The 22,369-nt window shown below is 38.0% G+C and carries 25 protein-coding genes and 2 pseudogenes; 16 read left to right on the top strand and 11 right to left on the bottom strand.

Translation table 11 applies throughout. The annotated features are described in order from the left end of the window. The first annotated feature begins 40 nt into the window (after positions 1-40). Positions 41-1,210, top strand: a complete 1,170-nt coding sequence (locus AN486_RS02940; protein ID WP_053540079.1) for a homocysteine biosynthesis protein — start codon at positions 41-43, stop codon at positions 1,208-1,210. Positions 1,211-1,307: 97 nt separating this feature from the next. Here AN486_RS02940 and AN486_RS02935 read toward each other — a convergent pair whose 3' ends face one another. Next, the gene (locus AN486_RS02935) at positions 1,308-2,297 is read right to left on the bottom strand and encodes a hypothetical protein (RefSeq protein ID WP_053540080.1); all 990 of its coding nucleotides are present in this window, start codon (positions 2,295-2,297) and stop codon (positions 1,308-1,310) included. A 391-nt stretch (positions 2,298-2,688) separates the two neighbouring features. Between AN486_RS02935 and AN486_RS02930 the strand changes: the two genes are divergently transcribed. Further along, the gene (locus AN486_RS02930) at positions 2,689-3,576 is read left to right on the top strand and encodes a lipopolysaccharide assembly protein LapB (RefSeq protein ID WP_053541330.1); all 888 of its coding nucleotides are present in this window, start codon (positions 2,689-2,691) and stop codon (positions 3,574-3,576) included. Positions 3,577-3,648: 72 nt separating this feature from the next. On the opposite strand, the gene AN486_RS02925 is transcribed toward AN486_RS02930, so the two are convergent. Beyond that, positions 3,649-4,266: a TMEM165/GDT1 family protein gene (locus AN486_RS02925; RefSeq protein ID WP_053540081.1), complete on the bottom strand. Its 618-nt coding sequence runs from the start codon at positions 4,264-4,266 to the stop codon at positions 3,649-3,651. A 279-nt stretch (positions 4,267-4,545) separates the two neighbouring features. Here AN486_RS02925 and arsM point away from each other — a divergent pair, with 279 nt between their 5' ends. After that, on the top strand, positions 4,546-5,514 hold the full coding sequence (gene arsM, locus AN486_RS02920) for an arsenosugar biosynthesis arsenite methyltransferase ArsM (protein WP_290599167.1): 969 nt from the start codon (positions 4,546-4,548) through the stop codon (positions 5,512-5,514). 71 nt (positions 5,515-5,585) lie between these two features. Here the strand turns inward: arsM and AN486_RS02915 are convergent, their stop codons facing one another. Further along, positions 5,586-6,380 (bottom strand): Rpn family recombination-promoting nuclease/putative transposase, encoded by a 795-nt coding sequence (locus tag AN486_RS02915; protein WP_053540083.1) that lies wholly within the window; start codon positions 6,378-6,380, stop codon positions 5,586-5,588. 384 nt (positions 6,381-6,764) lie between these two features. Between AN486_RS02915 and AN486_RS02910 the strand changes: the two genes are divergently transcribed. From AN486_RS02910 to AN486_RS02890, 5 genes and pseudogenes are all read left to right on the top strand, one after another. Next, positions 6,765-7,262, top strand: a complete 498-nt coding sequence (locus AN486_RS02910) for a hypothetical protein (RefSeq protein WP_168636590.1) — start codon at positions 6,765-6,767, stop codon at positions 7,260-7,262. A gap of 52 nt (positions 7,263-7,314) precedes the next feature. Next, positions 7,315-7,620 (top strand): annotated as a pseudogene (locus tag AN486_RS02905) (toll/interleukin-1 receptor domain-containing protein); the annotation flags it as partial. Between the two features lie 201 nt (positions 7,621-7,821). Further along, a pseudogene (locus AN486_RS02900) lies at positions 7,822-8,577 on the top strand (formylglycine-generating enzyme family protein); the annotation flags it as partial. A 422-nt stretch (positions 8,578-8,999) separates the two neighbouring features. Then, a complete protein-coding gene (arsS, locus tag AN486_RS02895) occupies positions 9,000-9,974 on the top strand; it encodes an arsenosugar biosynthesis radical SAM (seleno)protein ArsS (protein ID WP_168636811.1) in 975 nt (324 codons plus the stop codon). 471 nt (positions 9,975-10,445) lie between these two features. Beyond that, positions 10,446-11,165, top strand: coding sequence for a class I SAM-dependent methyltransferase (locus AN486_RS02890; protein WP_168467412.1), 720 nt, complete (start codon positions 10,446-10,448; stop codon positions 11,163-11,165). Positions 11,166-11,464: 299 nt separating this feature from the next. On the opposite strand, the gene mnmA is transcribed toward AN486_RS02890, so the two are convergent. Further along, the gene (gene mnmA / locus AN486_RS02885) at positions 11,465-12,517 is read right to left on the bottom strand and encodes a tRNA 2-thiouridine(34) synthase MnmA (protein ID WP_168636812.1); all 1,053 of its coding nucleotides are present in this window, start codon (positions 12,515-12,517) and stop codon (positions 11,465-11,467) included. A gap of 211 nt (positions 12,518-12,728) precedes the next feature. Here mnmA and psbP point away from each other — a divergent pair, with 211 nt between their 5' ends. The 5 genes from psbP (at position 12,729) to AN486_RS02860 (ending at position 15,567) form a co-directional block, all read left to right on the top strand. Beyond that, positions 12,729-13,274: a photosystem II reaction center PsbP gene (gene psbP / locus AN486_RS02880; RefSeq protein WP_053541333.1), complete on the top strand. Its 546-nt coding sequence runs from the start codon at positions 12,729-12,731 to the stop codon at positions 13,272-13,274. 88 nt (positions 13,275-13,362) lie between these two features. After that, the gene (locus AN486_RS02875; RefSeq protein WP_290599161.1) at positions 13,363-13,956 is read left to right on the top strand and encodes a nucleoside triphosphate pyrophosphatase; all 594 of its coding nucleotides are present in this window, start codon (positions 13,363-13,365) and stop codon (positions 13,954-13,956) included. A 181-nt stretch (positions 13,957-14,137) separates the two neighbouring features. Next, on the top strand, positions 14,138-14,428 hold the full coding sequence (locus AN486_RS02870; RefSeq protein ID WP_027404262.1) for a nucleotidyltransferase: 291 nt from the start codon (positions 14,138-14,140) through the stop codon (positions 14,426-14,428). Then, complete coding sequence (locus tag AN486_RS02865; protein ID WP_290599158.1) at positions 14,418-14,771, top strand: DUF86 domain-containing protein; 354 nt, start codon at positions 14,418-14,420, stop codon at positions 14,769-14,771. The genes AN486_RS02870 and AN486_RS02865 overlap by 11 nt, the downstream gene beginning before the upstream one ends. Before the next feature lie 55 nt (positions 14,772-14,826). Beyond that, the gene (locus tag AN486_RS02860; protein WP_168636814.1) at positions 14,827-15,567 is read left to right on the top strand and encodes a phycocyanobilin:ferredoxin oxidoreductase; all 741 of its coding nucleotides are present in this window, start codon (positions 14,827-14,829) and stop codon (positions 15,565-15,567) included. 416 nt (positions 15,568-15,983) lie between these two features. On the opposite strand, the gene AN486_RS02855 is transcribed toward AN486_RS02860, so the two are convergent. Continuing rightward, the gene (locus AN486_RS02855; RefSeq protein ID WP_168636815.1) at positions 15,984-16,496 is read right to left on the bottom strand and encodes a hypothetical protein; all 513 of its coding nucleotides are present in this window, start codon (positions 16,494-16,496) and stop codon (positions 15,984-15,986) included. Between the two features lie 264 nt (positions 16,497-16,760). Between AN486_RS02855 and AN486_RS02850 the strand changes: the two genes are divergently transcribed. From AN486_RS02850 to AN486_RS02840, 3 genes are all read left to right on the top strand, one after another. Then, complete coding sequence (locus AN486_RS02850) at positions 16,761-18,101, top strand: glycoside hydrolase family protein (RefSeq protein WP_168636816.1); 1,341 nt, start codon at positions 16,761-16,763, stop codon at positions 18,099-18,101. A gap of 256 nt (positions 18,102-18,357) precedes the next feature. Beyond that, positions 18,358-18,603, top strand: coding sequence for a hypothetical protein (locus AN486_RS02845; RefSeq protein WP_168636818.1), 246 nt, complete (start codon positions 18,358-18,360; stop codon positions 18,601-18,603). Continuing rightward, positions 18,600-18,860 carry a type II toxin-antitoxin system RelE/ParE family toxin gene (locus tag AN486_RS02840; RefSeq protein WP_168636819.1) on the top strand — a complete coding sequence of 87 codons (261 nt, stop codon included), beginning with the start codon at positions 18,600-18,602 and terminating at the stop codon, positions 18,858-18,860. The genes AN486_RS02845 and AN486_RS02840 overlap by 4 nt, the downstream gene beginning before the upstream one ends. 56 nt (positions 18,861-18,916) lie before the next feature. Here the strand turns inward: AN486_RS02840 and AN486_RS02835 are convergent, their stop codons facing one another. The 6 genes from AN486_RS02835 to AN486_RS02810 all read right to left on the bottom strand — a co-directional run bounded on the left by AN486_RS02835 (position 18,917) and on the right by AN486_RS02810 (position 22,367). Then, positions 18,917-19,177, bottom strand: a complete 261-nt coding sequence (locus AN486_RS02835) for a DUF5615 family PIN-like protein (protein WP_267902202.1) — start codon at positions 19,175-19,177, stop codon at positions 18,917-18,919. Continuing rightward, on the bottom strand, positions 19,164-19,280 hold the full coding sequence (locus AN486_RS02830; protein ID WP_267902203.1) for a DUF5615 family PIN-like protein: 117 nt from the start codon (positions 19,278-19,280) through the stop codon (positions 19,164-19,166). The genes AN486_RS02835 and AN486_RS02830 overlap by 14 nt, the downstream gene beginning before the upstream one ends. Continuing rightward, positions 19,281-19,529: a DUF433 domain-containing protein gene (locus tag AN486_RS02825; RefSeq protein ID WP_168636820.1), complete on the bottom strand. Its 249-nt coding sequence runs from the start codon at positions 19,527-19,529 to the stop codon at positions 19,281-19,283. A gap of 124 nt (positions 19,530-19,653) precedes the next feature. Then, positions 19,654-19,881, bottom strand: a complete 228-nt coding sequence (locus tag AN486_RS02820) for a helix-turn-helix transcriptional regulator (RefSeq protein ID WP_081981380.1) — start codon at positions 19,879-19,881, stop codon at positions 19,654-19,656. Positions 19,882-20,184: 303 nt separating this feature from the next. Then, entirely contained in the window at positions 20,185-21,336 is a 1,152-nt protein-coding gene (locus AN486_RS02815; RefSeq protein ID WP_290599151.1) for a DNA methyltransferase, read from the bottom strand. Next, positions 21,333-22,367, bottom strand: coding sequence for a site-specific DNA-methyltransferase (locus tag AN486_RS02810; protein WP_039200993.1), 1,035 nt, complete (start codon positions 22,365-22,367; stop codon positions 21,333-21,335). The genes AN486_RS02815 and AN486_RS02810 overlap by 4 nt, the downstream gene beginning before the upstream one ends. Positions 22,368-22,369 lie beyond the last annotated feature (2 nt).

Below are 22,369 nucleotides of genomic sequence, written 5' to 3'. Positions count from 1 at the left end.
ACGCCCCCAGTGTACCGATAGTCCTTCAAATAAATTTAAAATGCGAACAATTGCGGAAATTAATGAGAAAATCAGCCGAAAACGGGCGGTAGTCTGGACTGCTGAAGAATTAAAAGCGCGAGTTGCTGAAATTGGTGTTGCTAAAACCGCTAAAGAAGTAGATGTAATTACCACTGGCACATTTGAGCCGATGGAATCAAGTGGTGCAATTATTAACTTAGGACATACTGACCCACCGATTAAAATTCGGCGTTGCTGGTTGGACGGAGTTCCAGCTTATGCTGGTTTTGGGGCGGTAGATTTATACTTGGGTGCTAGTTGTCCAGTTGATTCCCTAGATGGGGAAGAAGTGCGAGAACGTGGTGGTGGTCATGTAATTGAGGATTTAATTGCCGGTAAATCTATCCAAGTTCGCGCTATGGGACAAGTTACCGATTGTTACCCTAGAGCCACATTTGAAACCACTGTTACCCGTGACACTATCAATCAGTTTTATTTATTTAATCCGCGCAATCTTTATCAAAATTTTATTGTTGGGGTGAATGGAGGCGATCGCCCACTGCATACCTACTTAGGACCATTGCAACCCCGTGTGGGGAATGCAGTCTATTCTAACCCTGGTTCACTGTCACCCCTCCTCAATGATCCCGATTTACAACTTGTGGGGATTGGGACGAGGATTTTTCTCGCTGGGGGTATTGGTTATGTAGCTTGGGAAGGGACACAACATTTTCCCTTGCAAAAGCGTTTAGAAAATCGGACACCTATCGGACCATCGGCAACTTTAGCGTTAATTGGTGATGCTAAACAAATGGACGCGCGATGGATACGAGGTTGTTATTTTAAAAGCTATGGACCATCTTTAATGATGGGTGTAGGTGTACCACTGCCAGTTTTAAATACTGGTGTGGTAGAACGCTGTGCTGTCCAAGACAAAGACTTAGTAGCACCAATTGTAGATTTTTCAATTCCTCGTCGTGTCCGTCCTACTTTCGGTTTAGTGAGTTACGCTCAACTTAAATCTGGACGTATCACTATTGAAGGCAGGACTGTACGAGTAGCCTCTTTAGCTAGTTTGTTTCTTTCCCGACAAGTAGCCCAAGAGTTAAAGCAATGGATTACTGAAGGGAAATTTACTCTCACTGAACCAGTAGCCCCAATTCCTATGGAGCGTTCTTTTTTACCTCAAGACCGTTGGACGGAATTTTAAGATTGGGGACTGGGGACTGGGGACTGGGGACTGGGGACTGGGTAATCTTTTTTACCAATCACCAATCACCAATTACCAATCACCAATCACCAATTACCTAATCCCCAGGTTTAGGCTTTTTTACTGGCTTAGGAGTGGGGGTTTTTGGCACAGGTTTGGTGATGACTGTGGTGGCATCACCTGCTGTCTTTCTAATGGGACGTGGGGCTTCTCCATTGCGTCTAGGAGGGAATGGCTTTCTACCACCACCACCGGCACCACGAGGCGCTCCTTTGAAGGGTGGTCGGCGTTTTTTGGGTAAATCGGCGATCGCTTCGGCATTAACTATTACTAATGCGTCAGCCTCCCGTTTAACATTGAAGTCCCAGAACTTACCCACAGCTTTGGTGGTTAATACGCCCTTGAGTTTCAACTTAAAATATTTAGCTTTATCAGTAGGTTTACGGGGAGCTTGTTTGATTTTCACAACCAAACTCTTTTCGTCAAAGGACTGGTAAACTACCTCACCACGCACAGAAAAACCACCATCAGGAACTGCTGATGAGGGTTTTGGATTAATGCTTAACGCTACACTACCGTTATTAGAAACTGCTGTCGAATCTGTACCAGCTTCATCTAGTTCATATTTGGCCAGATTTTCTGGTTCCCAAACACCAACAATTTGCAGGTGCAATGCGTCATTTTCTTGTCTAGTGCGGGGATAAACTACCCATAGATGTTCTGTTTCTAGGTCTAAGTGATTTTTGACTAAACTCATAATCCGACCTAAGAGGACGGCATTAAGTTCAACCCCATCTTTTGTGATTAATGTTCCTTGGGTAAACTGTTCATCACTAGCATGGTAACACCCGCGAATTAACCCAATAGCTCGGTATTGAGTCGGTTCGCTAGGAGGTGGAATTGGTTGTTCTCGATTAGCCAAATGTCCATTAGAGTCAGGTTTGCTAGAGTCAGTGAGAGAACTTTCCAGTTTAGAGGATTGGTCTGCTAATGTATTAGCACTAACAGGGGATTCAATCTCTTTTATGCCTTGGTTAGAGGCTGTGAAATTTGCGGATTCAGAAGACGGCATCAGGTCGGAATTCATAAAAACTCCTTGCGGCACAAGACATACCCCATTGTGGGATTTAATAAAGACAAAGGAAAAGAGCCAGTGTGTAGCTGATTAAAGTATATTTCTTTTTAATCTGGCTACTCGCTTAATACTCTGTACGAAAATCAAAACGCAGAATCCCACATTTATACACTAAATGTGCAATTTAGCGGCTTTAATCCAGTTATGGCTTACGCCAAGCTACGCTATCGGAAGCATAGCATAGCGATAATTCGGACGGGTCTTCCTAAAGTCATCACTTACTTTAGCAGGATAGATATTTATTTGTTATAAAATTCACAGACAAATGACCGTATTCCGCAAAGTTTTGGAAATTTTTAACTTTGCCATTAATTTCATTACCATTGAGGAGCAGAATAATATTGTGTCTGAATCGCGTAATCGCTGGATAGTTAGGGTAGTGTTAGCTTTCGCTGTTGTTGCTTTTGTAGGGGTTTCTATTATACCCATCCTTACAGCGATTAATAAACCCCAATCATCACCACAAAATCAGCCCACTGCTGACCCTAAAATATCTTCATCGGAGCAAAAGTCAAAACTGGAAGATCAAGTTCGGGGTTATGAATTAGTTTTACAGAAAGATACAGAAAATCAAACTGCACTCAAGGGACTTTTACAAGCACGTTTACAGTTATTGAGTCAAAAGAGCCAAGGGGAAGTGAAACCAGCGGATATTCAAGCTGTGATTGAACCTTTGGAAAAACTCGCTAAACTCAATCCCCAACAGTCAGAGTATGGGGTTTTATTAGCACAAGCTAAACAACAAATTGGCGATAAGGAGGGGGCTGCTCAAACTTACCGGACTATTTTAACTACAAAACCGGGCGATTTAAAGGCTTTGCAGGGGATGGTGAATTTGCAATTAAGTGAAAAGCGTCCAGAAGCAGCTATTGGCTTGTTGCAGGAAAGTTTGGCTGCTGCTACTCAAGCTAATACTATTCAGCCGGGAAGCGTGGATGTGGTTGCTGTCCAAGTGCTTTTGGGTAGTGTCTACGCTTTTCAAAAGAATGATACTTTGGCTATTTCTGCTTATGATCAAGCAATTAAGAAAGATTCTCAAGATTTTCGCCCCGTTTTAGCAAAGGCTATGCTGTTTAAACAACAAGGTAAGCTTGATGAAGCAAAACCTTTATTTGATAGTGCGACGGCTTTAGCACCGGCTCAGTATAAGGACGAAATCAATAGGGCTGGAGCGGTTTCTGAGCCTACTCCTACGGCATCAGCTACGCCTTCACCTACGGTCACTCCGTAAGGGTTTGGAGGGTAGAATCAGGATGAGGGCGCAGGATGAGGGCGCAGGCCCTGCGCCCCTACGATGTTAAATTTATTGTCCTTCTATGGCGGCGACTATGCCGAAGATGATAAATAGGAAGCCGCCGATAAAGGTAATTTGCCGTTCGGAAATTTTACCTGCTATTAATCTACCACCGATGACGGCGATCGCTGCACAAATTGCGTGTCCTAATATTGCACCAGCGGTGACACCAATGGGGTTATTTCCAGCAGCTAGGGCTATGGTGGCTATTTGTGTGCGATCGCCCCATTCTGCTATAAATGTTAATACGAAGGATTTCAGTAAAATTGACCAAACAGTTTTTTGCTGGGAGTTATTTAAATCTGCTTTTTCTACCGCCTCTTGTGCCTCTTCTGCGACTTCCTCGGTAGCAGATACAGCCATTTTATTGGCATCATAAATTAACTTCAAACCAAAGGCAATAAACAAAACTATTTCGGTGTAATGAATAATTTGTTTTGGTAAAAAAGATACTACCTGTCCAAATGCAACTGATAAGACAGTCATAGCCGCTAAAGCAGCTACTACACCAGTGAATACCAAGCGCCGGGGGTGGTGCATGGACAGAATCACAGCAATAAAAAATGTTTTATCGCCTAGTTCGGAAATGGTAATTAGTAATAAACCTGCGGTAAAAGCTGTTAGCACTCTCTCAAACTCCTAAAGGATTTTTTACCTGTGTGGAGTATCAATGAGAGCAATCAAACCTCACTGAACTCCACATAGTTAAATGTGTAGTCAGTGAAGGTCTCGCTTTCAAATACTTTATTTATTCGCTATCTAAACCAGGCTCATCACCAGTATGTTGACTTAGATATACTGAACAGAAAATTTTAATTTACTGTCAGCAGCTACTCCCCTTCTATTAGTCATGTATAATACTCTTTTTGACCACAAAAGTCAAGCCATAAACCCTAATTTGAGATTATGACCTATTTAGAAACCGCAGCCCAATTTTACAGCCAAGTTGCCCAAACACCAGAAATAGGTCTTTGTTGTGTCCAAAGTACACCTTTACAACTACCAGGACTGAAAATTCCTCTAGCTATGCAGGAAATGAACTATGGTTGTGGAACTACAGTTCATCACAATGAACTCAGTAATGAACCCACAGTTTTATATGTTGGTGTCGGTGGAGGTTTAGAAGCCTTGCAATTTGCTTATTTTTCTCGTCGTCCCGGTGCGATTATTGCTGTCGAACCTGTGGAAGCTATGAGAGAAGCTGCAACCCGTAATTTACAACTTGCTGCAACGGAAAACCCCTGGTTTGATCCTAGCTTTGTCGAAATTCGTCCGGGAGATGCTTTTAATTTACCTGTTGCGGATGCTTCTGTAGATGTAGTAGCGCAAAATTGCCTGTTTAATATTTTTGAACCAGCAGATTTAACTCGTGCTTTAAAGGAAGCATATCGGGTATTGAAACCAGGTGGACGCTTGCAGATGAGTGACCCGATTGCAACAAGTCCAATTCCTGCTCATTTACAACAAAATGAACATTTACGCGCTTTGTGTTTATCTGGCGCACTTACATATCAAGAGTATACTAACTTAATTATTAATGCTGGTTTTGGACAAATTGAAATTCGCGCTCGTCGTCCTTATCGCTTATTAGATAAACACAATTATCAATTAGAAGAAAATCTACTTTTAGAAAGTCTAGATTCTGTGGCTTTTAAAGTGGAAATTCCCGCGGACGGTGCTTGTATTTTTACTGGTAAAACAGCGATTTATGCAGGTAAGGAAATATTTTTTGATGATAAGAATGGGCATATTTTACAAAGAGGAATTCCCGCAGTAGTTTGTGATAAAACAGCTAGAAATTTAGCAGTTGTAAATCCTGAAGAAATTATAATTACTGATTCTACATGGTATTACGATGGTGGGGGATGTTGTTAATTTTAGATAGTTATAGCTTGCGTGACGATGCAATAATCATCCGCCACGCTATCAGCAAGTTCTAATTAAAACTATGATTCTTGAATTTCTTTTTGTAAAGCCTGAATTTGCTGAAGAGATAATTCCGTAAGTTCAGCAATTTGTTGTAAATTCATGCCAGTTCGTAACAATTTTAAAGTAAACTTCCTGGTTGCTTCAGCTTCACCTTCTTGTTTACCTTCTTCTAAAGCTTCTTGATAAACTCTGGTTTGTTTCAACTCACTTAAACCTAACATAGCTTCAATCTCCTCTCTGCTTTTTTTGGGTAATTTGTAGACGATAATTGTCTCAATCAGCTTAATTAAATCCTGTTTGATTTTGGTATCAGTTAGTTGTTGGTTTGCTTGTGCGATTAAGCGTCTTGCTAATGCTGGTGCAGCTTTCTCTGTTTCTATTACCAGTTTAACAACTCCCACCCCTAAAGAACTCTCTCCCAACTCATCTAAATAAATGCGTGTAACTCGCTCAAGTAGCAAGATTTCGCCAAATTGTAAATTCTGTTCTCTTTCTATATTACGACTAGGATAGATGATGACAGCTTGCCAAGGATGAGGAGTTTTGTATTGTCGCAGGTAGAGAAAAAGCTCTGCAAAGAGACGATAATATAAATTATCATCGGGTTGAAATTGAACCTCGACAATGTAAAATGGTTTTTTAGGATCTTTGGTGGTTGGTAAAAATAAACCGTCTAAACGAAAAGCCAGTTGTTTAACTTCACGAGAGGTAAATTCATAAACATCTGCTTCTGTGGGAGAATTATTAATTAGTTCAAAAAAGATGCTAGGAAATGCTTGAAATAGGCTATAGAAAATTGTATCGGTTTTCACGGTAATTGAGTAATTCTTATATCTAAACTCTAGTGAATTTTATCTCTTGTAGGGTGCGTCAGAGAGGATATTTTGACAAAAAACAGATTTCTTCTATCTGACGCACCCTACTCAATAAGTTATTCCCAAACGACGCAATTTCCTCGTTCCCAGTCTCTGACTGGGAATGTCATCTTAGAGGTTCTACCTCTAGGTATAATAGAGGCAGAGCCTCTTAACTACATTCCCACGCAGAGCATGGGAACGAGATGTCTAAATAAATGCGTGTAACTCGCTCAAACAGCAAGATTTCCCCAAATTATAAATTCTCTTGCTTTTATTTCTAAGTTCAGTATGGTTTAATTTAGATGGAATAAATAATTAATTTTATTAAAATGGCTGTTTATGCCTAAACAAGATCCCGCAAAATTAAAAAAGGTATCTATTAGTCTTCCCTTTGGTATTGGTGCTGCGGAATGGGAAGCGGACACAACGGAACGGAAAGCCGCTTGGTCGTTGTATGTGGAACTGGTGACACGGGTTGCTGTGCAATCCTTAGAAGTTGACCAGGGGTTAGTGCGGGAAGCGTTGAATTCTTTGTATAGTTTATTCGGAACTACCCGCGAAGTTCTCAAAGCGGCTGGGCCTGATGTGGGTGCTTCTAAGAACTCAGTCGGGGGTATTGCTATTGCGGTGTTGAATAATGGGTTGCGACCATTTTTAGCTAAATGGCATCCTATTTTACAGGCTTGGGAAGCAAGACGGCCTATAGGGGTGAGTGCTAAAGAACATGAGGTGAGTTGGACAGAAGAAGCAAAGTTGCGAAGCGAGTTGGCTGCTTTGCGAGGTGATTTAGAAAAGTATGCGAAGGCTTTGGCGATTATTGCTGGTGTGGAGGAGTAAAATGGTAAAGGTTTTCTAAAAATAGTTAAATATTGAAATAAAAGGAGTATTTATGGGTGAATATCATGTATTTCTCAGTCATGCGTCTGAAGATAAAGAGACATTTGCTAGACCATTGTATGAAAGATTAATTGATGAAAACTATCGAGTATGGTACGACGAACAAGAAATTGAGTGGGGAGATGAATTAAATAGGAAAATTACAGAAGGTCTAAAAAAATCACAGTATGGAATGGTCGTAATTAGTCCTAGTTACTTTGCTAAACACAAAGAATGGACTTTTATGGAATTTGATAATATATTAGAAAGTGATAAAATTCTGCCTATTTTGCATGATATAGATCTGCCACAAATTAAAAGAGAGCATCCAAAAGAATACGAGAGAATAAAGAATTGGCTGTCCATTAGTAGCAACAAAGGAATTGAGTATATTGTCCAGCAAACCCAGAGAAAACTTGGATTTCCAATAAAGAAGTTTGACTTTCAAACTGCTAAGATATCAACAAATTTGCTATCAACGGTAACAAGAAATACGCCGTTAAATTACCTTTCTAAAAGTGCAGAATATTTTACACAAAACCTGCGAAATGGTGTAACTTTGGAAATGGTATCTATCCCTGGTGGAACTTTCAAAATGGGTTCTCCAGAAAATGAGGAAGGCCGAACTTCGGATGAAAGTCCACAACATCAAGTTACTGTTCCCCCCTTTTTCATGGGTAAATATCCAGTTACGCAAAAACAATGGCGGGCTGTAGCTGCACTAGGAAAGGTTAATCCATCTTATTTTAAAGGTGATAATCTGCCTGTTGATTGTGTATCATGGAATGATGCTCAAGAATTTTGTGCCAGACTTTCCCGAATGGCAAATAAAACCTATCGTTTACCTAGCGAAGCTGAATGGGAATATGCTTGTCGTGGAGGAACTACTACCCCGTTTTATTGTGGGGAAACAATTTCTACAGATTTAGCTAATTATCATGGTAACTACACTTATGGGCAGGGACAAAAAGGACAATATCGAGAAAAAACCACAGAGGTAGGAATTTTTCCCGCCAACCCTTTTGGTTTATATGATATGTGTGGGAATGTGTGGGAATGGTGTGAGGATGGGTGGCATGAAAACTATATAAATGCGCCTATAGATGGCAGTGCTTGGACAAGTCTAAGCAGTAAATATAAGCTGCTGCGCGGTGGTTCGTGGCTCAGCCATCCTGGAAATTGCCGTTCTGCTTATCGCGACAACTACGATCTCGCCTTCAACGTCAACGATATTGGTTTTCGGGTTGTGTGTAGTGGTGCGGCGAGGACTTGTTAGCACTCTGCACTTTTGCTCTTTTGCGCTCTGCGCTCTTATTCTTTTCACTTCCCTAGCGTAACGGAGTGGAGCGATCAAAAATATTTTATTTAGATTTCGGGAATGATTGATGGGTTGTTTCTCTATGATATAGGAAACTTTCGATTTAGTCAAGTGGTATGTCCCAATTATCAATAGTCTGCCACTTCCCCCTGTCTCTTAGAGGTTGTTTGAAAAGTATTATATCAAACCCGTAATCTCCAAAAACCTAACCCCCCTACCCCCCTTCCCTGCAAGGGAATGGGGGTTTTAAAGCCTCTCCCCTTGCAGGGGAGAGGTTTGGAGAGGGGTCAGTCTATATATTCAAAACTTTTCAAACATCCTCTTAGGTTGAATGACCTTTAAAATATCCTCTTATAGAAATTCGTGCTAGAGATGCTTCTATGATTACACCTTTTTTTCAACAGCTAAATTCACCTTTAACAAAAAAGCAAATTAACGTTTTACAAATTAATTTGGGAAAACGTTGTAATTTAGCTTGTAACCATTGCCATGTAGAAGCTAGTCCCAAGAGAACTGAGGAACTGACACCGGAAATTTGTCAACAGTTAATTACCTTGATTGAGAAGTTTCCAGAAATCAAAATTGTTGATTTAACTGGTGGCGCTCCAGAAATGAATTATGGTTTTAAGTCATTGGTAGAAGCTGCTATAAAGGCAGGTAAACAGGTAATTGTGAGATCAAATTTGACAATCTATTTTGTGGAGGGATTTGAGGATTTGCCAGATTTTTTTGCTCAACATCAAGTCAAGATTGTGGCTTCTCTTCCCTGTTATTTGGCAGACAATGTGGATAAAATGCGGGGGAATGGTGTTTTTGATCAATCTATTCAAGCTTTGCAATGGTTAAATAAAATTGGTTATGGTGAAAACCCAAATTTAGTTTTAGATTTAGTGTACAATCCTCCATTACCAAATAGTGAAGATTTTTCTTTAACTCCCGAACAGGAAAATTTAGAAAAGGCTTATAAAACCTTTTTGATGGAAAATTTTGATATTAGATTTAATCATCTTTTCACCATTACTAATATACCTGTGGGGAGAACCAAGTTTCATTTAGAAAAAAAGCAGCTTTATTCTAGGTATTTGCATTTTTTAGAGTCTCACTTTAACCCCAACACAATTGATGGTTTAATGTGTCGTGAACAACTTTCAATTGATTATTTAGGGAATATTTTTGATTGTGATTTTAACCAAATGATGAATTTACCTGCAAAAACTAGCAATGGTGAAAAATTGACGGTGAGCAAATTATTAGAAATTGGTAGTTTAGATATAATTCAAGAAGTCCAAACTGCTGAATATTGCTATGGTTGTACTGCGGGGTGTGGTTCTAGTTGTGGTGGCGCTATAGTATAAGGTGACAAATATTAAGAATATATATATGTCATCAAAGAATTACTTTGTAAAGAAATTTGCGGTAGTTGAACTTCTAATTTTTAGATGAAGTATGATGAAGTGAGTTAAGTCTCCTCACACCACATTTTTTATTAAAGCCGTGAATTTATTTTTTCACGGTTTTTATTTTTTTATGGACAAAAAAATAATTATGACTTACGCATTGATAAAATTTTTAACGGGTGGTTTCGTTTGTGCTGGGGAACAGCCAATTAACAACCCAATGAAACTAAGAGGTTGTTTGAAAACTTTTTCGTGTGGTATCTGACACCCGCAGATCCCCCTAAATCCCCCTTGAAAAGGGGGACTTTGAGGAATTTAGCCCCCTTTTGTAAGGGGGGTTGGGGGGATATCGATTAATTCTGATACTTTTCAAACATCCTCTTATACTGCTATTATTTTCAATATATTGTCAGTTATGGGAATGCTTCCATGAATACTCTGAAAACTCAATCAGATAATTACTTTAAGAAGAATTGGGAAACATATCAAAAAGTCTTAGCCAATAATTACATGGAACACCGAGAAATTTATGGTGTTTTGCATAAATTATTAACTGATTACTTGCCAACACCATTTTCCTTACTTGAACTTGGATGCGGTGATGCTAGTTCATCAGTTCAAGCTTTATTAAATACTACCGTTGCCTCCTATACCGGAATTGACTTATCTGCGGCTGCTTTGGAAATTGCCCAAGGCAACATGGCACAAATTAACTGTGAACAAACTTTTATTGAAGACGACATATCGAAAGTTGTTGAGGAACTAGCTGAAAACCGAAAGCAAAGCTTTGATATAGTTACGACTTCCTTTGTTTTACATCATCTAAGTTTGGCACAAAAAGATAAAGTTATTGAGCAAGTATTCCATCTTTTGAAACCCAAGGGTGTATTTGTTTTGATTGACATAGTTTGTAAAGAAGGGGAAGACCGAGAAAAATTTGTTAATCGCTACTTAGAAAATATGCGTCAAAACTGGACTGCACTCTCGTCTCAAGATATGTCCATGATTGAAAATCATATATCTACTTATGATTTGCCCGAAACTCAAACTACTTTGTACCAAATTGCACAAAAGCACAATTTTGTTCGTTTTGAATGCTTATACAAAGATACTCCTGAATCTGCACAATTTTTATGCCTATACAAGTGATTTTACACTCTCAGGGGTAAAGATACGGATCGAAACTATCATGACTTTGACACTCTTACTGGCTTTAGCCACTGAGATTCTTGGTTCAACGAGTCCACTTAGGGACTTCCAAATAAAAAAATACTCAACCACCTAACGCAAAAATCTCTCAAACCCTTATTCCTCTGTGTCCTCTGCGCCTCTGTGGTTCGTTAATCAGGATAATTTATTTCTTGGAAGTCCCTTAATTTAGACCCCTTGCGGTATTTAAGCCAGAGGTGGTTCTCTCCCCAGAAAGACAGGGCGCAGGCCCTGCGCCCCTACGATTGTTCGATGATTCCGCCAGCTAATACCATATCTTCGTCGTACCAAACCGCTGCTTGTCCAGGGGTGATGCTGAATTGTGGTTCATCAAATACTAACCGGACGCGGGAATCTGGTAGGGGAATGACTGTGACGGGTACGGGTTGGGAACGATAACGGATTTGAACTTCGGCGCGAATGGGGGCAACGGGTTCAGCTATGGAAACCCAATTTACTCGATTTATTGTACATTCTGACTGAGATCCTTTGGTGCGATCGCCTACAACTACTTTGTTATTAGCTGCATCTAATTCAATTACATACAAGGGTTCGGCTGCGGCGATGCCTAAGCCTTTTCGCTGACCAATGGTGTAATGATGAACACCATCATGTTGTCCCAAAACTTTACCAGTGGTATCCACAATATCACCAGGTCGAGGAGCTAAATATTTATCTAAAAATGCCCGCATAGAGCCATTGCTTTCTACTAAGCATAAATCTTGACTTTCTGGTTTATCGGCGGTTTTTAAGTTGTATTCAGTAGCAATTCTGCGAGTATCAGTTTTATTCAGTTCACCCAGGGGAAAAATTGTTGCCCCTAATAAGTCTTGGGATAAGTCATAGAGGAAATAAGATTGATCTTTGTTGCGGTCTACGGCTCGTAATAGTTGGTAACGGTTAGTGGTGTCATCGTAGCGGATTTGGGCATAATGACCTGTGGCGATTTTATCCGATGCCAATTTTTCCCTTGCATATTCCACCATTGGACCGAATTTCACCGTTTTGTTACATTGGGAACAAGGCAACGGCGTAATGCCTACGCTGTAACCTGTCACTAAAAAATCAATAATTTCTGTTTGAAAGACATCCCGAATATCAACAATTTCATGGGGTATACCCAATTGTTCACAAATATTAGCCGCGTCGATCATTCCTTCAGAGCAACATTGCCCTTTGCCTTTCATCAGCCAAAGAGTTAAACCAATTACATCATAGCCTTGATTATGCAGCATAGCGGCGGCTACGGAACTATCAACGCCACCGGAAAGACCAACGACAACTTTTTTCATACTTTTAGATGTGCTTGCGGCTGATTTTGACAACAAAGAGGTTTTTTATTTGACCACAAGGTGCGAGACTGTCCAATTATAGCACACATACTTATCAAGTCTGAAGAAGATGGCAAAAGGAAAGTCTCCAGATTGTCCAGATTAGTGAGAAAATAAGAACTTGCAATTATCTTTACCTTGTATTCTTGACGGACAAAAGGAATTGGAAAAAATGTGGCAAAGAATTACGTTGATCTTATTATTGGTGTTGAGCTTCAGCTTGAGTAGTGTTGGTGTGGCTAATGCGGCTGGACTAAATCGGTTTGTAGATAGTGCTGACGGTTATCAGTTTGATTATCCTAATGGTTGGTTACAAGTTAAAGTTGGTGATGGGCCTGATGTGGTGTTTCACGATTTAATTGAAGTATCAGAAAATGTGTCTGTGGTAATTAGTCCTGTTCCCTCTGGTAAAACTTTAGCGGAATTGGGAACACCAACGGAAGTTGGTTATAAATTAGGAAAGGCGGCTCTTGCTCCTGTAGGTTCTGATCGGACTGCTGAGTTAATCAATGCGGCTGCAAGGGAAGTAAATGGGAAAATTTACTACTTTCTAGAATATGCAGTTAAATTTCCGAATGGACAGGAAAGACATAATATTTCTAGTGTGGCTATCAGTCGTGGTAAGCTGTTTACGTTTAATGCTTCTGTTCCTGAGAGACGTTGGAAGAAGCTGCAACGAATGATTGACGAAGTTGTGAGTTCTTTCGCTGTTTATTAATTGGGGACTGGGGACTGGGGACTGGGGAGTGCTTACAAAAATAAGTTATTCAATTATTAATTACCAAACATTATTTATACAGAAATCTATGAAAATTCCGCAATTTGTGCTTGCTTCTGCTTCTGTTGCCCGTCGTCGGTTATTGCAAACTGTGGGAATTGAACCAATAGTTTGTCCGAGTGATTTTGATGAGTCACAAATACAACTAACTGAACCTGGGGAATTGGTGAAAACGCTGGCTAAGTGTAAGGCGGAAACTGTGGTTTCCCAATTTCCAGCGGCTTTGGTGATGGGTTGTGATTCAGTTTTGGCTATGGGTAGAGGGATTTACGGTAAACCAGGGGATGCAGAGGAAGCGATCGCTCGGTGGCAATTGATGCAAGGTAATTTTGGTGACTTGTACACTGGTCATGTTTTGATTGATACTACTAAAAATCAAACTGTGGTTAAATATCAAGTTACTAGGGTGTATTTTGCGAAAATGAGCGATCGCGCTATTCTTGCCTATGTAGCTACAGGTGAACCTCTTCAATGCGCTGGAGCATTTGCTTTAGAAGGTTTTGGGAGTTTATTTGTGGAGAAAATCGAGGGTTGTCACAGTAATGTCATTGGTTTGAGTTTACCTTTATTGCGGCAGATGATCGGGGAATTGGGATATGAAGTTACAGATTTTTGGGGATAGTTAAGTAATTATTATTCCCAATTTTTAATGGATAAAATGTTAAAAAATAGGGACTCCGCAAGGCAGAAGTCAAAAGTCAAAAGCAATATTGAGCAAGATTTTTGGCAATTAAAAATGGTTGGTTTATTTACGCCGTGCTGCACTACTATCTTAATATAGAATTGGTTTAGGAAAATAAAGCATGAAACGAGATGAGGTACTGGCAACTTTAGCTGCACATAGAGAAAAGTTGCAGGAACTGGGAGTAAAATCCCTTAATTTGTTTGGTTCAGTGGCGCGGGATGAAGCTAGTTCAGATAGTGATGTAGACTTTTTAGTGGAGTTTAATCGTTCGGGTGGGTTGTTTCAACTTTTGCAAGTGCAGTATTATTTAGAAGATATTCTGGGATGTTCTGTTGATTTGGGAACGGAGGATGCTTTGAGAGAACATTTGCGAAAACCTGTATTAAAGGATGTCATTCGTGCCTTCTAGAGATTGGCGGTTTCGTATTCAAGATATTGTCTTATCTATCAGTGAAATTAAGCAAAGGACAAGGGGTGTAACGTTTGAGGAATTTACAAAAAATCAAACGCTTGTCAAAGCTGTTCTCTATGATTTCGTCGTGATTGGAGAAGCTACTAGAAATGTTCCTAATGATATTCAGTTACGCTATCCTCTTATACCTTGGCGGTTAATGGGAGGGATGCGAAATGTTGTAACTCACGAATATTTTCAAGTTGATTTGAGTAGAGTCTGGGAAACAATTCAAAATGATTTATCCTCATTATTGCCACAACTACAAGAAGTGCTAGAAAGAGAAATATCAGGAGAATAGTTGATCTGGTACAAATAATTGTAAACTAGGAAATAAATTGTATTTCCTAAATAATATGTCTTCTACACCTTCTCTCCGTGAACAACAACATCCCCTGATTCATCAACTAGCTGATTGTATTGAAGCGGTTTGGCATAAACACCTAGACTTATCACCATACCATTTACCTGCGGAATTGGGATATGTAGAAGGTAAATTAGAAGGGGAAAAACTGATTATCGAAAATCGTTGTTATCAAAGTCCCCAGTTTCGCAAAATACACTTGGAACTAGCAAAGGTGGGGAATATGTTAGATATTCTGCACTGTGTGATGTTTCCTCATCCTGAATATGATCTTCCCATGTTTGGTTGTGATTTAGTCGGAGGTAGAGGTCAAATTAGTGCTGCTATTGCTGATCTTTCGCCAGTAAACTTAGATCGAATTTTACCAGATGGTTATAATTCCCAACTTAGTAAATTAACCACAGGCAATTTTTCTCAACCTCGTGATTTACCAGAATGGGGCAATATTTTTTCCGATTTTTGTCTGTTTATTCGTCCTAGTTCCCCCGAAGAAGAGACAAGTTTTTTGTCTCACGTAGAATCATTTTTAGATATTCATTGTACCCAAGCGATCGCATCTAGTCCAGTTGCACCTGAAAAAGTAGCTCAAATTATGGCTGGACAATATAATTATTGTACCAAACAACAACAAAATGATAAAACCCGTAGAGTTTTAGAAAAGGCTTTTGGGATAGATTGGGCAGAAAATTATATGACTAAAGTTTTATTCGACTTGCCAGAGTTGCCAGAATAATCTGAGAAAATATTACCAGAAGTCTCAGCAATTAAAAATTGCTATGGCAGCATCCCAATTATGCGGTAAGCATAGATGCTTAGAGACTTCAGGGAGAATAAAAGGCAAAATAGCCGAAAAGTGATGAAGAGAAAAAATGACTCCTGAAGAAACGCAGAAACTACAGCACTTCCCGGTGTTATGAGGTACAAGAACCCCACCCCCAACCCCCTCCCCGCAAGCGATGAGGGGGCTAAGATGTACCTCATAAGAGCGGAAACCGCTGTAAATGAACAATAAATTTAAATTCTGTGTTAAGTACTATACAGAATTTGGATGCTAAAAATCACAATTTAAACAAATGACCCATATTTTTTAATATTGATCAAGGATTTGGGAATTAAGAGGAAAGTCTAACATATATACAATACTCTTACTCAATTATTTGATTCTACCTGTTTAATTATCTCTAAAGGTAACTCTAACACCTCTGCAATTTGCTCATCATTTAAACCAAAATATCGTAATTTATCAATTTTTTCTATCTTAGTTTTATTCTGATTTTGTTGCTTTAATTTAGAATTACCAGAATGGCTTTTATCTGGTTTAGTTTTAGGTTGTTTAGAACCAATATTTATACAGCCAATTAAATTACTATTAATTTTACTATTATCACCCAAAGAAATATTCACATTTCCCTGTTGTTCTAGAACTGATTTAAGATTACTTTTATCAACTGGTTCATCAAAAATATCAGATAACATTTTTAAAAGTTCGTAACCTACATCCTTTGCATGACCCGCGCTACAACCACAATCTTCAGCAATATCAGCATACTTTTGATGCTTTAGTGTCCCCTGAATAACTCCACGTTGCAAGTCATTGAGACGTTTGCCTGTATTGAGATAGACAGCCTCATCCACAAGTTGTAGTAGTTCGTGAACCTGCATAGTTAAAAATGTAACGCGACACAAGTAATGATAGCAGACTTTATCCGTATATTTCCGCTATTTTCCGTCTGTTTGTAATTTTTTTTTGCAATCCGCTTTTTTCCGCTTTTCAGGTTTGAGTGTGTGGTGTAAAGTGGGTGAAGAACAAAAGGAAACTTAGTACCTTTTAACACATCTTATTTTTTGTGAACCCTCAACATTACTGGAGGTATATCAAAAAATTTGAAGATGATCTCAAAAGAACTTTAGCCTAGAGTTAAACGCATGAAACCAAGTAACGAGTGTTTTAGTTTAATTAAAAAATGGGAGGGGTTGCACAAGAAGCGCCCTGATGGTTTGATTGAAGCGTATAAAGATCCAGTTGGAATATGGACGATTGGGTTCGGTTCTATAGAACACTTGGATTTGAACAGACCCATTCAGCCCGGTGATGTTATCAATCTAACAACAGCAGAACGCTGGTTGAAGATGGAAGTTGAACAAGCAGCAGAAGATGTTGATCAGCTTTGTCGAGCAGCTTTAACACAAGGTATGTTTGATGCCTTAGTTTCCTTTGTTTATAACATTGGCATTGGAGCATTTGGTGAGTCAACACTATTACGAAAACTGAATAATGACGTAGATTACGAAGGTGCAGCCCGCGAATTTGACCGTTGGGTACATGGTACAGACAATGGTACTAGAACAGTTTTGCCAGGATTAGTCAATCGTCGTAATGACGAAGAAGCTTTGTTCCGAAGAGATGGGTTAAATCCTTCGGTGGGAAATTCTGCAAGTTCCACTTCAGTCCCAACTACAACCCCTACTACTTCATCAGTAGAAGAACGTCCCTATCACCCTGCTCCTGTACCTCTACCATTTACCAGTGCATTAATTGTCAAGGGTGATGTCGGAGATGATTGCTATATCCTCAATTGCGCTCTTGCAGGATTGGGATTCCTGCGGATGACTTCGCAGCCAAATGAGTTTAATGATATTACCAAAAGTGCTGTTGAACTGCTGCAAAGACGTGAGGCTTTAAGCAAAATTGATGGTAAGGTCGGACAAGAAACCAAAAGAGCGCTCGAAAATGCTCTAAGACGAGCGCGGGGACTTGTTCCTGCTCCTACGCCGGATAGAGGCGTTTACTGTCGCCTTACACGCACCAGTAAAGATGCGTATGAAGGCTTGAAATTGTGTAAATTGGAGTTTGTACATCCCACACGAGGTGTGGTTGAATCCCTAGAGGTAGTATCTGGCGCACCAGGAGCGCAGCGTTTCTTACTATTTAGCGATCCTGACAGTTTTCCAGGTAGTCTACAGCCAATTCCTCAAGGTAGCTATATTATCGGCGATATTGACTGGGCAGGAGGTAAAGATAATTATAACGCATCCCATCCACACTTAAACAACGGACTTGGTCCTGTATGGGTTCCGTTCGTTGGTAAGCAATCAGATGACCGTGACGCATTTGGATTTCATGCTGATTGGAACTGGATTAAAGAGGGACACAGTCCTGGTAGTGCGGGTTGCGTCTGTGTAAGTTCTATTAATGATTTAAAAGAACTGGTACGTTTATTGCGAGAGTTTGATCCGCGGTTGCTAGTTGTAGATTGGGGATTGTAGCCCACATTCCGCACTTCATTTTGTAATACACCAAGATTACCAATATCGGGCTAATAATGGTCGGATAGCGATTCCTACGGAGCACTTCGCTATCGCATTACCACCAGTTTTGTAGGGTGTGTTAGCGATCGCATAACGCACCTTTTTTGTACTGTTGCTAACCTACGCTATAGTTATAACTTCTCTCTCTGGTAGTACATTAACTGAAAATATGACATAATTGAAAATATAATTAACCTCAAAAGGATTATTAATAATGACAGTAGTTAACTTACAAATTTCCTTTGAATCATTAATTGCGGCAATTTCATCTCTCAATTTACAAGAAAAGCATCAACTTTTGGAATTTCTAGAAGAACAACTTTTAGAAGATGAAGAAGATTTAATAGAACAAAATCCCCAAATTATGTCGGAAGTTGCAGAATCTCGCAAAGCTTATCAAAATGGCGACTATCAAACAATTCAAGAATATATTGCTAATCAAAATCCTCAAATCTCATGAGCTATGAAGTTATTATCCCAAAACCAGTGCAGAAACAACTGAAAAATTTACCACCAACCATAAATGAGCGAGTTTTAGAGAAAATTTTATCTCTAGTTGAAGATCCTCGTCCATTTGGAGTTAAAAAACTCAGTGGTTTTGATAATGAATATAGAATTAGAATAGGAGATTATCGAGTACGTTATGAAATTAATGATGAAACTCTTACTGTTATAGTTCTTCATTGTCAACACCGTAAAGATATTTATAAAAAATGAACTTATGTTATCAATTTTCCCCATTTTTCATTCTCATTTTTCTTTTGAATCAGTAATTATCCTATCCTGGCAAATCTAATCTGAGTTTCAGTGACTACCACAAAACTATCTACTAACTGTTCCTTATGCTGCTCTAATACCTGTTGTAAAATATAGATTTTATTTGCAGAGCGTTCATTTTCCAAACGCAGAAGAATCACACCCCGGTGAGGGTATTTATCTCGATAAACTTTCTCGCCAAAATCTTTGTCACTAGTAATCAAAATCCAATTTTCATCAAAGGCCTTTTGAATAATTGTGTCATCATCTATTCCCATCTATTCCCCGTCCTTGTTCATAAACTGAGAAAACTTCATAATCTTGTTCACGTAACCAGCGAGCGACAGTCACACCTGTATTTTCATCTACTAAAAATCGCATCTAAGCAATCTCCGCAATTAAAGGCATGAAACTGGTACTTTCTAGAGAGCGAGATGCAAATAATAAACAAGCGCGAATATCTGCTTCTACTAAACCTTCATATTCTTCCAGAATTTCTGCGACTGTTGCACCATGTGCAAGGAGATTAAGAATATACTCGACGGTTAAGCGTGTACCCTTAATTGTCGGTTTTCCAGCCATTACTTTGGGATTTGTAGTAATACGATTCAGTATTTCTCGTTCTATCATATATTCTCAAGTGGTAAAGAACATAGCAGTTACATTTATTATATTATTTGATGCTGTAGGTTGGATCAAAATTTTACCTAAAAGGAAAATTTGCTTTCTACAGGTTCAAGATATGGTTGGCTACTCAGATATCAATCTCAGAAATTCCTGATAAAGTAACTTGTGGACGGTTAGGAAATTCAACAACAAGCTTTAAATCACCACCTAAATCAGCAATATACTTTCGCAGAATTGAAAGCATTAAATCAGTATTTTGTTCCATTTGAGAAATATTTCCTTGATCAATTTGAAGAAGTTTTGACATTTGCTCTTGAGTGAGTTTGAGTGCTAGTCTCAATTGTTGTCGTGTCATTTCTTCAGCAATGAGAAAGTTAGATTCTTCAGAAATTTTTTGCTGTCTTTCTAGTGGTAACTGTTCTAGTTTTTTCTGGCTCTTGCGTCCCTTTTATGGTGATTGAGGATTGATGATAACAAAACCCTTACGGGACAAGGGTTATAAACAATTATTTCCATATTTTCAATGAAATGCCTACACAATAGGGCTTTCAATGATTTTGAACCAGGTTTTCCATAAAAATAACCGAAGAACCTTTTTTCTTTAGAGTTTTCCTCATTGTTTATTCTCACTTTTCTTCTGATTGGGTTTTTAATTGAGTTAGAATAGATATTCTTGTAAAATTATCCGCCAAGCTTGAATATGAGATTCTTTAATTTCTGTTGAATTTCTAGCATCTTTTACTAATTCTTCGGTATATGTGTTAATAAATTCACGATAATCTTCTATAAAACGCAAGTAATATTTTAAAGTATTCACAATACCATTAGCAATAATCTCTAAACCACTTTCTCTTTTAATATTCAAAATTAATTCATTAATATATTCTTCTTCATCTTGATTAATAAAACAGTCTTTATATGTCGTCAGAATATAATACCTTTCTATTGTTGTATTGGCAGATTTTTTCACTATATCTAATATCATATTTCTATCAATAGGAACATTATGTTTTATTTCTAATATTTCAAATGGATTATTATGGTTATCTCTTATTTCTATATCACCATAACCATGTTTATCAGCAGAAGTATGAACATTTAAAGGTAGTAATATTTTATTTTCAAATCTGCGGATAGTTTTAAATAACTGTTTGTAAATAGCAAAAATTACGATAACTGGTAGCCTAGAACTTAAAGGTTCTTGAAAATGTCTTTCTACCATTTTCATCACTCTATTAATATTGATAATATTTACAGAATTAGCAACTTCTAAAGTTTCTAAAAAAACCACTTCATGATATTGGGACAGAAGATGCAACTGCGATAAAATATAAATTATGCATTGTTCAATATCAATTTTTTGATTTTCAATTTTATCAATTAGTGTTAAAAAAGGTTCAACTAAACTTTTGCTTCTCAATGGTAATTTTATTCCTTCCTCAAAATTCCAGATAATTTCTGCGCGTGTTGCTTTTGTTAAAAATGCAGTTTCCTTATTAGCGTATCGTGGAAAATTTATTTTAAAAAATGGTGTAGTTACCTTAGTATCAAGGACTCTAGCAGAATATCCATTTGGAAATTTAGCCATGTGTAACCTAATATCTTGCTCAGGTTTAATTATTTTCTTAAGTAAAGTTGTAATAATTACCTGAATTAAAGATTTATCAGTTTCTATTTTCTGAATAAAAATATCTAGGCTTACTTTTATTTCTTCCTGAATTTCTGATAATGCTTGATTTTCAATTAATTCAATTGCTTGCTGATAAAATTTTTCTAATATTTCTATGTCTTGATTATAATTATATTTCATATAAATAATTCCTGTTGTTTAGAATCAGGTTCTTCCATACGGTTATTAGCTAAATTTACATACTCAGGATTAATTTCAATTCCTAAATAGTTTCTATTTAAATTTCTAGCTGCTACACAACTAGTCCCACTACCACAAAAAGGATCAAGGACAAAATCACCTTCTTGAGTTAACAATTTAATAAGTTCTTGAATAATATATATAGGATAAACTGCTGGATGATGATTATTTTTAGTAATTTCTACCGGACTTTCGATGATGTCTTTTTTCATCGTGTTTCCTAAAATTCTAATAATAGTAAAACCATTATTCTTAATTTGGTTATTTCTGCCTCCATCTTGTCCACCATAGGCTAATTTATGTATTCCATGAATTTTCATTCTAAATCCTTCAATTTCTCCATTATGTACTGCCAAAATAGCTTGATTTAATGCTTTAGTAGCATTTATTTTTTGTTCTTCGCTTAAATCTGAATTTTTGATTAATTCCAGATATTTTTTACCTAATTTATCAGATGGTTTACTTTTTATGCTTTTATGAAAAGTGTCTAAGTGTTGTAAATAACTATCTAAATTAAAGTAATAATCCTTTGATTTAGCAAATATGAAGAAAGGTTCTGTAGCTTGTATTAATTTCCTTTTATCTTGACGTGGTGTAGGATTTAGTTTTGACCATGTAATTTGATTAATAAGAAAAATACTTTGATTTTGGGTGGCTTGAATTGCAAATTTATAAGGAATTAGAGATAAACTGCCATTAATATATTTATCTCCCAAATTAAAAACTATTGCTCCAGTTTTTTTCAAGACGCGCACACATTCCCAAAAAACTGTTAGTATATTTTTTAAATATTCTCCTTCAGTTGCTTCATTACCTATACCCAAATCACCATTTCCATAATCACGTTGTTGAAAATATGGTGGTGAAGTAATAATTAAATCAAAACTATCATTCTCTATTTGTTTGAGAACAGATAGATTGTCACCCAGAAGAATTTTATTTCTACAGTCTAATATTTCTTGTAATTTCATAC

This window comes from Anabaena sp. AL93 (assembly GCF_001672085.1).
In the GTDB taxonomy this organism is placed as follows: Bacteria; Cyanobacteriota; Cyanobacteriia; order Cyanobacteriales; family Nostocaceae; genus Dolichospermum; species Dolichospermum heterosporum.
Note: the sequence above shows the minus strand (reverse complement) of the source record. Positions and strands in the feature narration are given on the sequence as shown.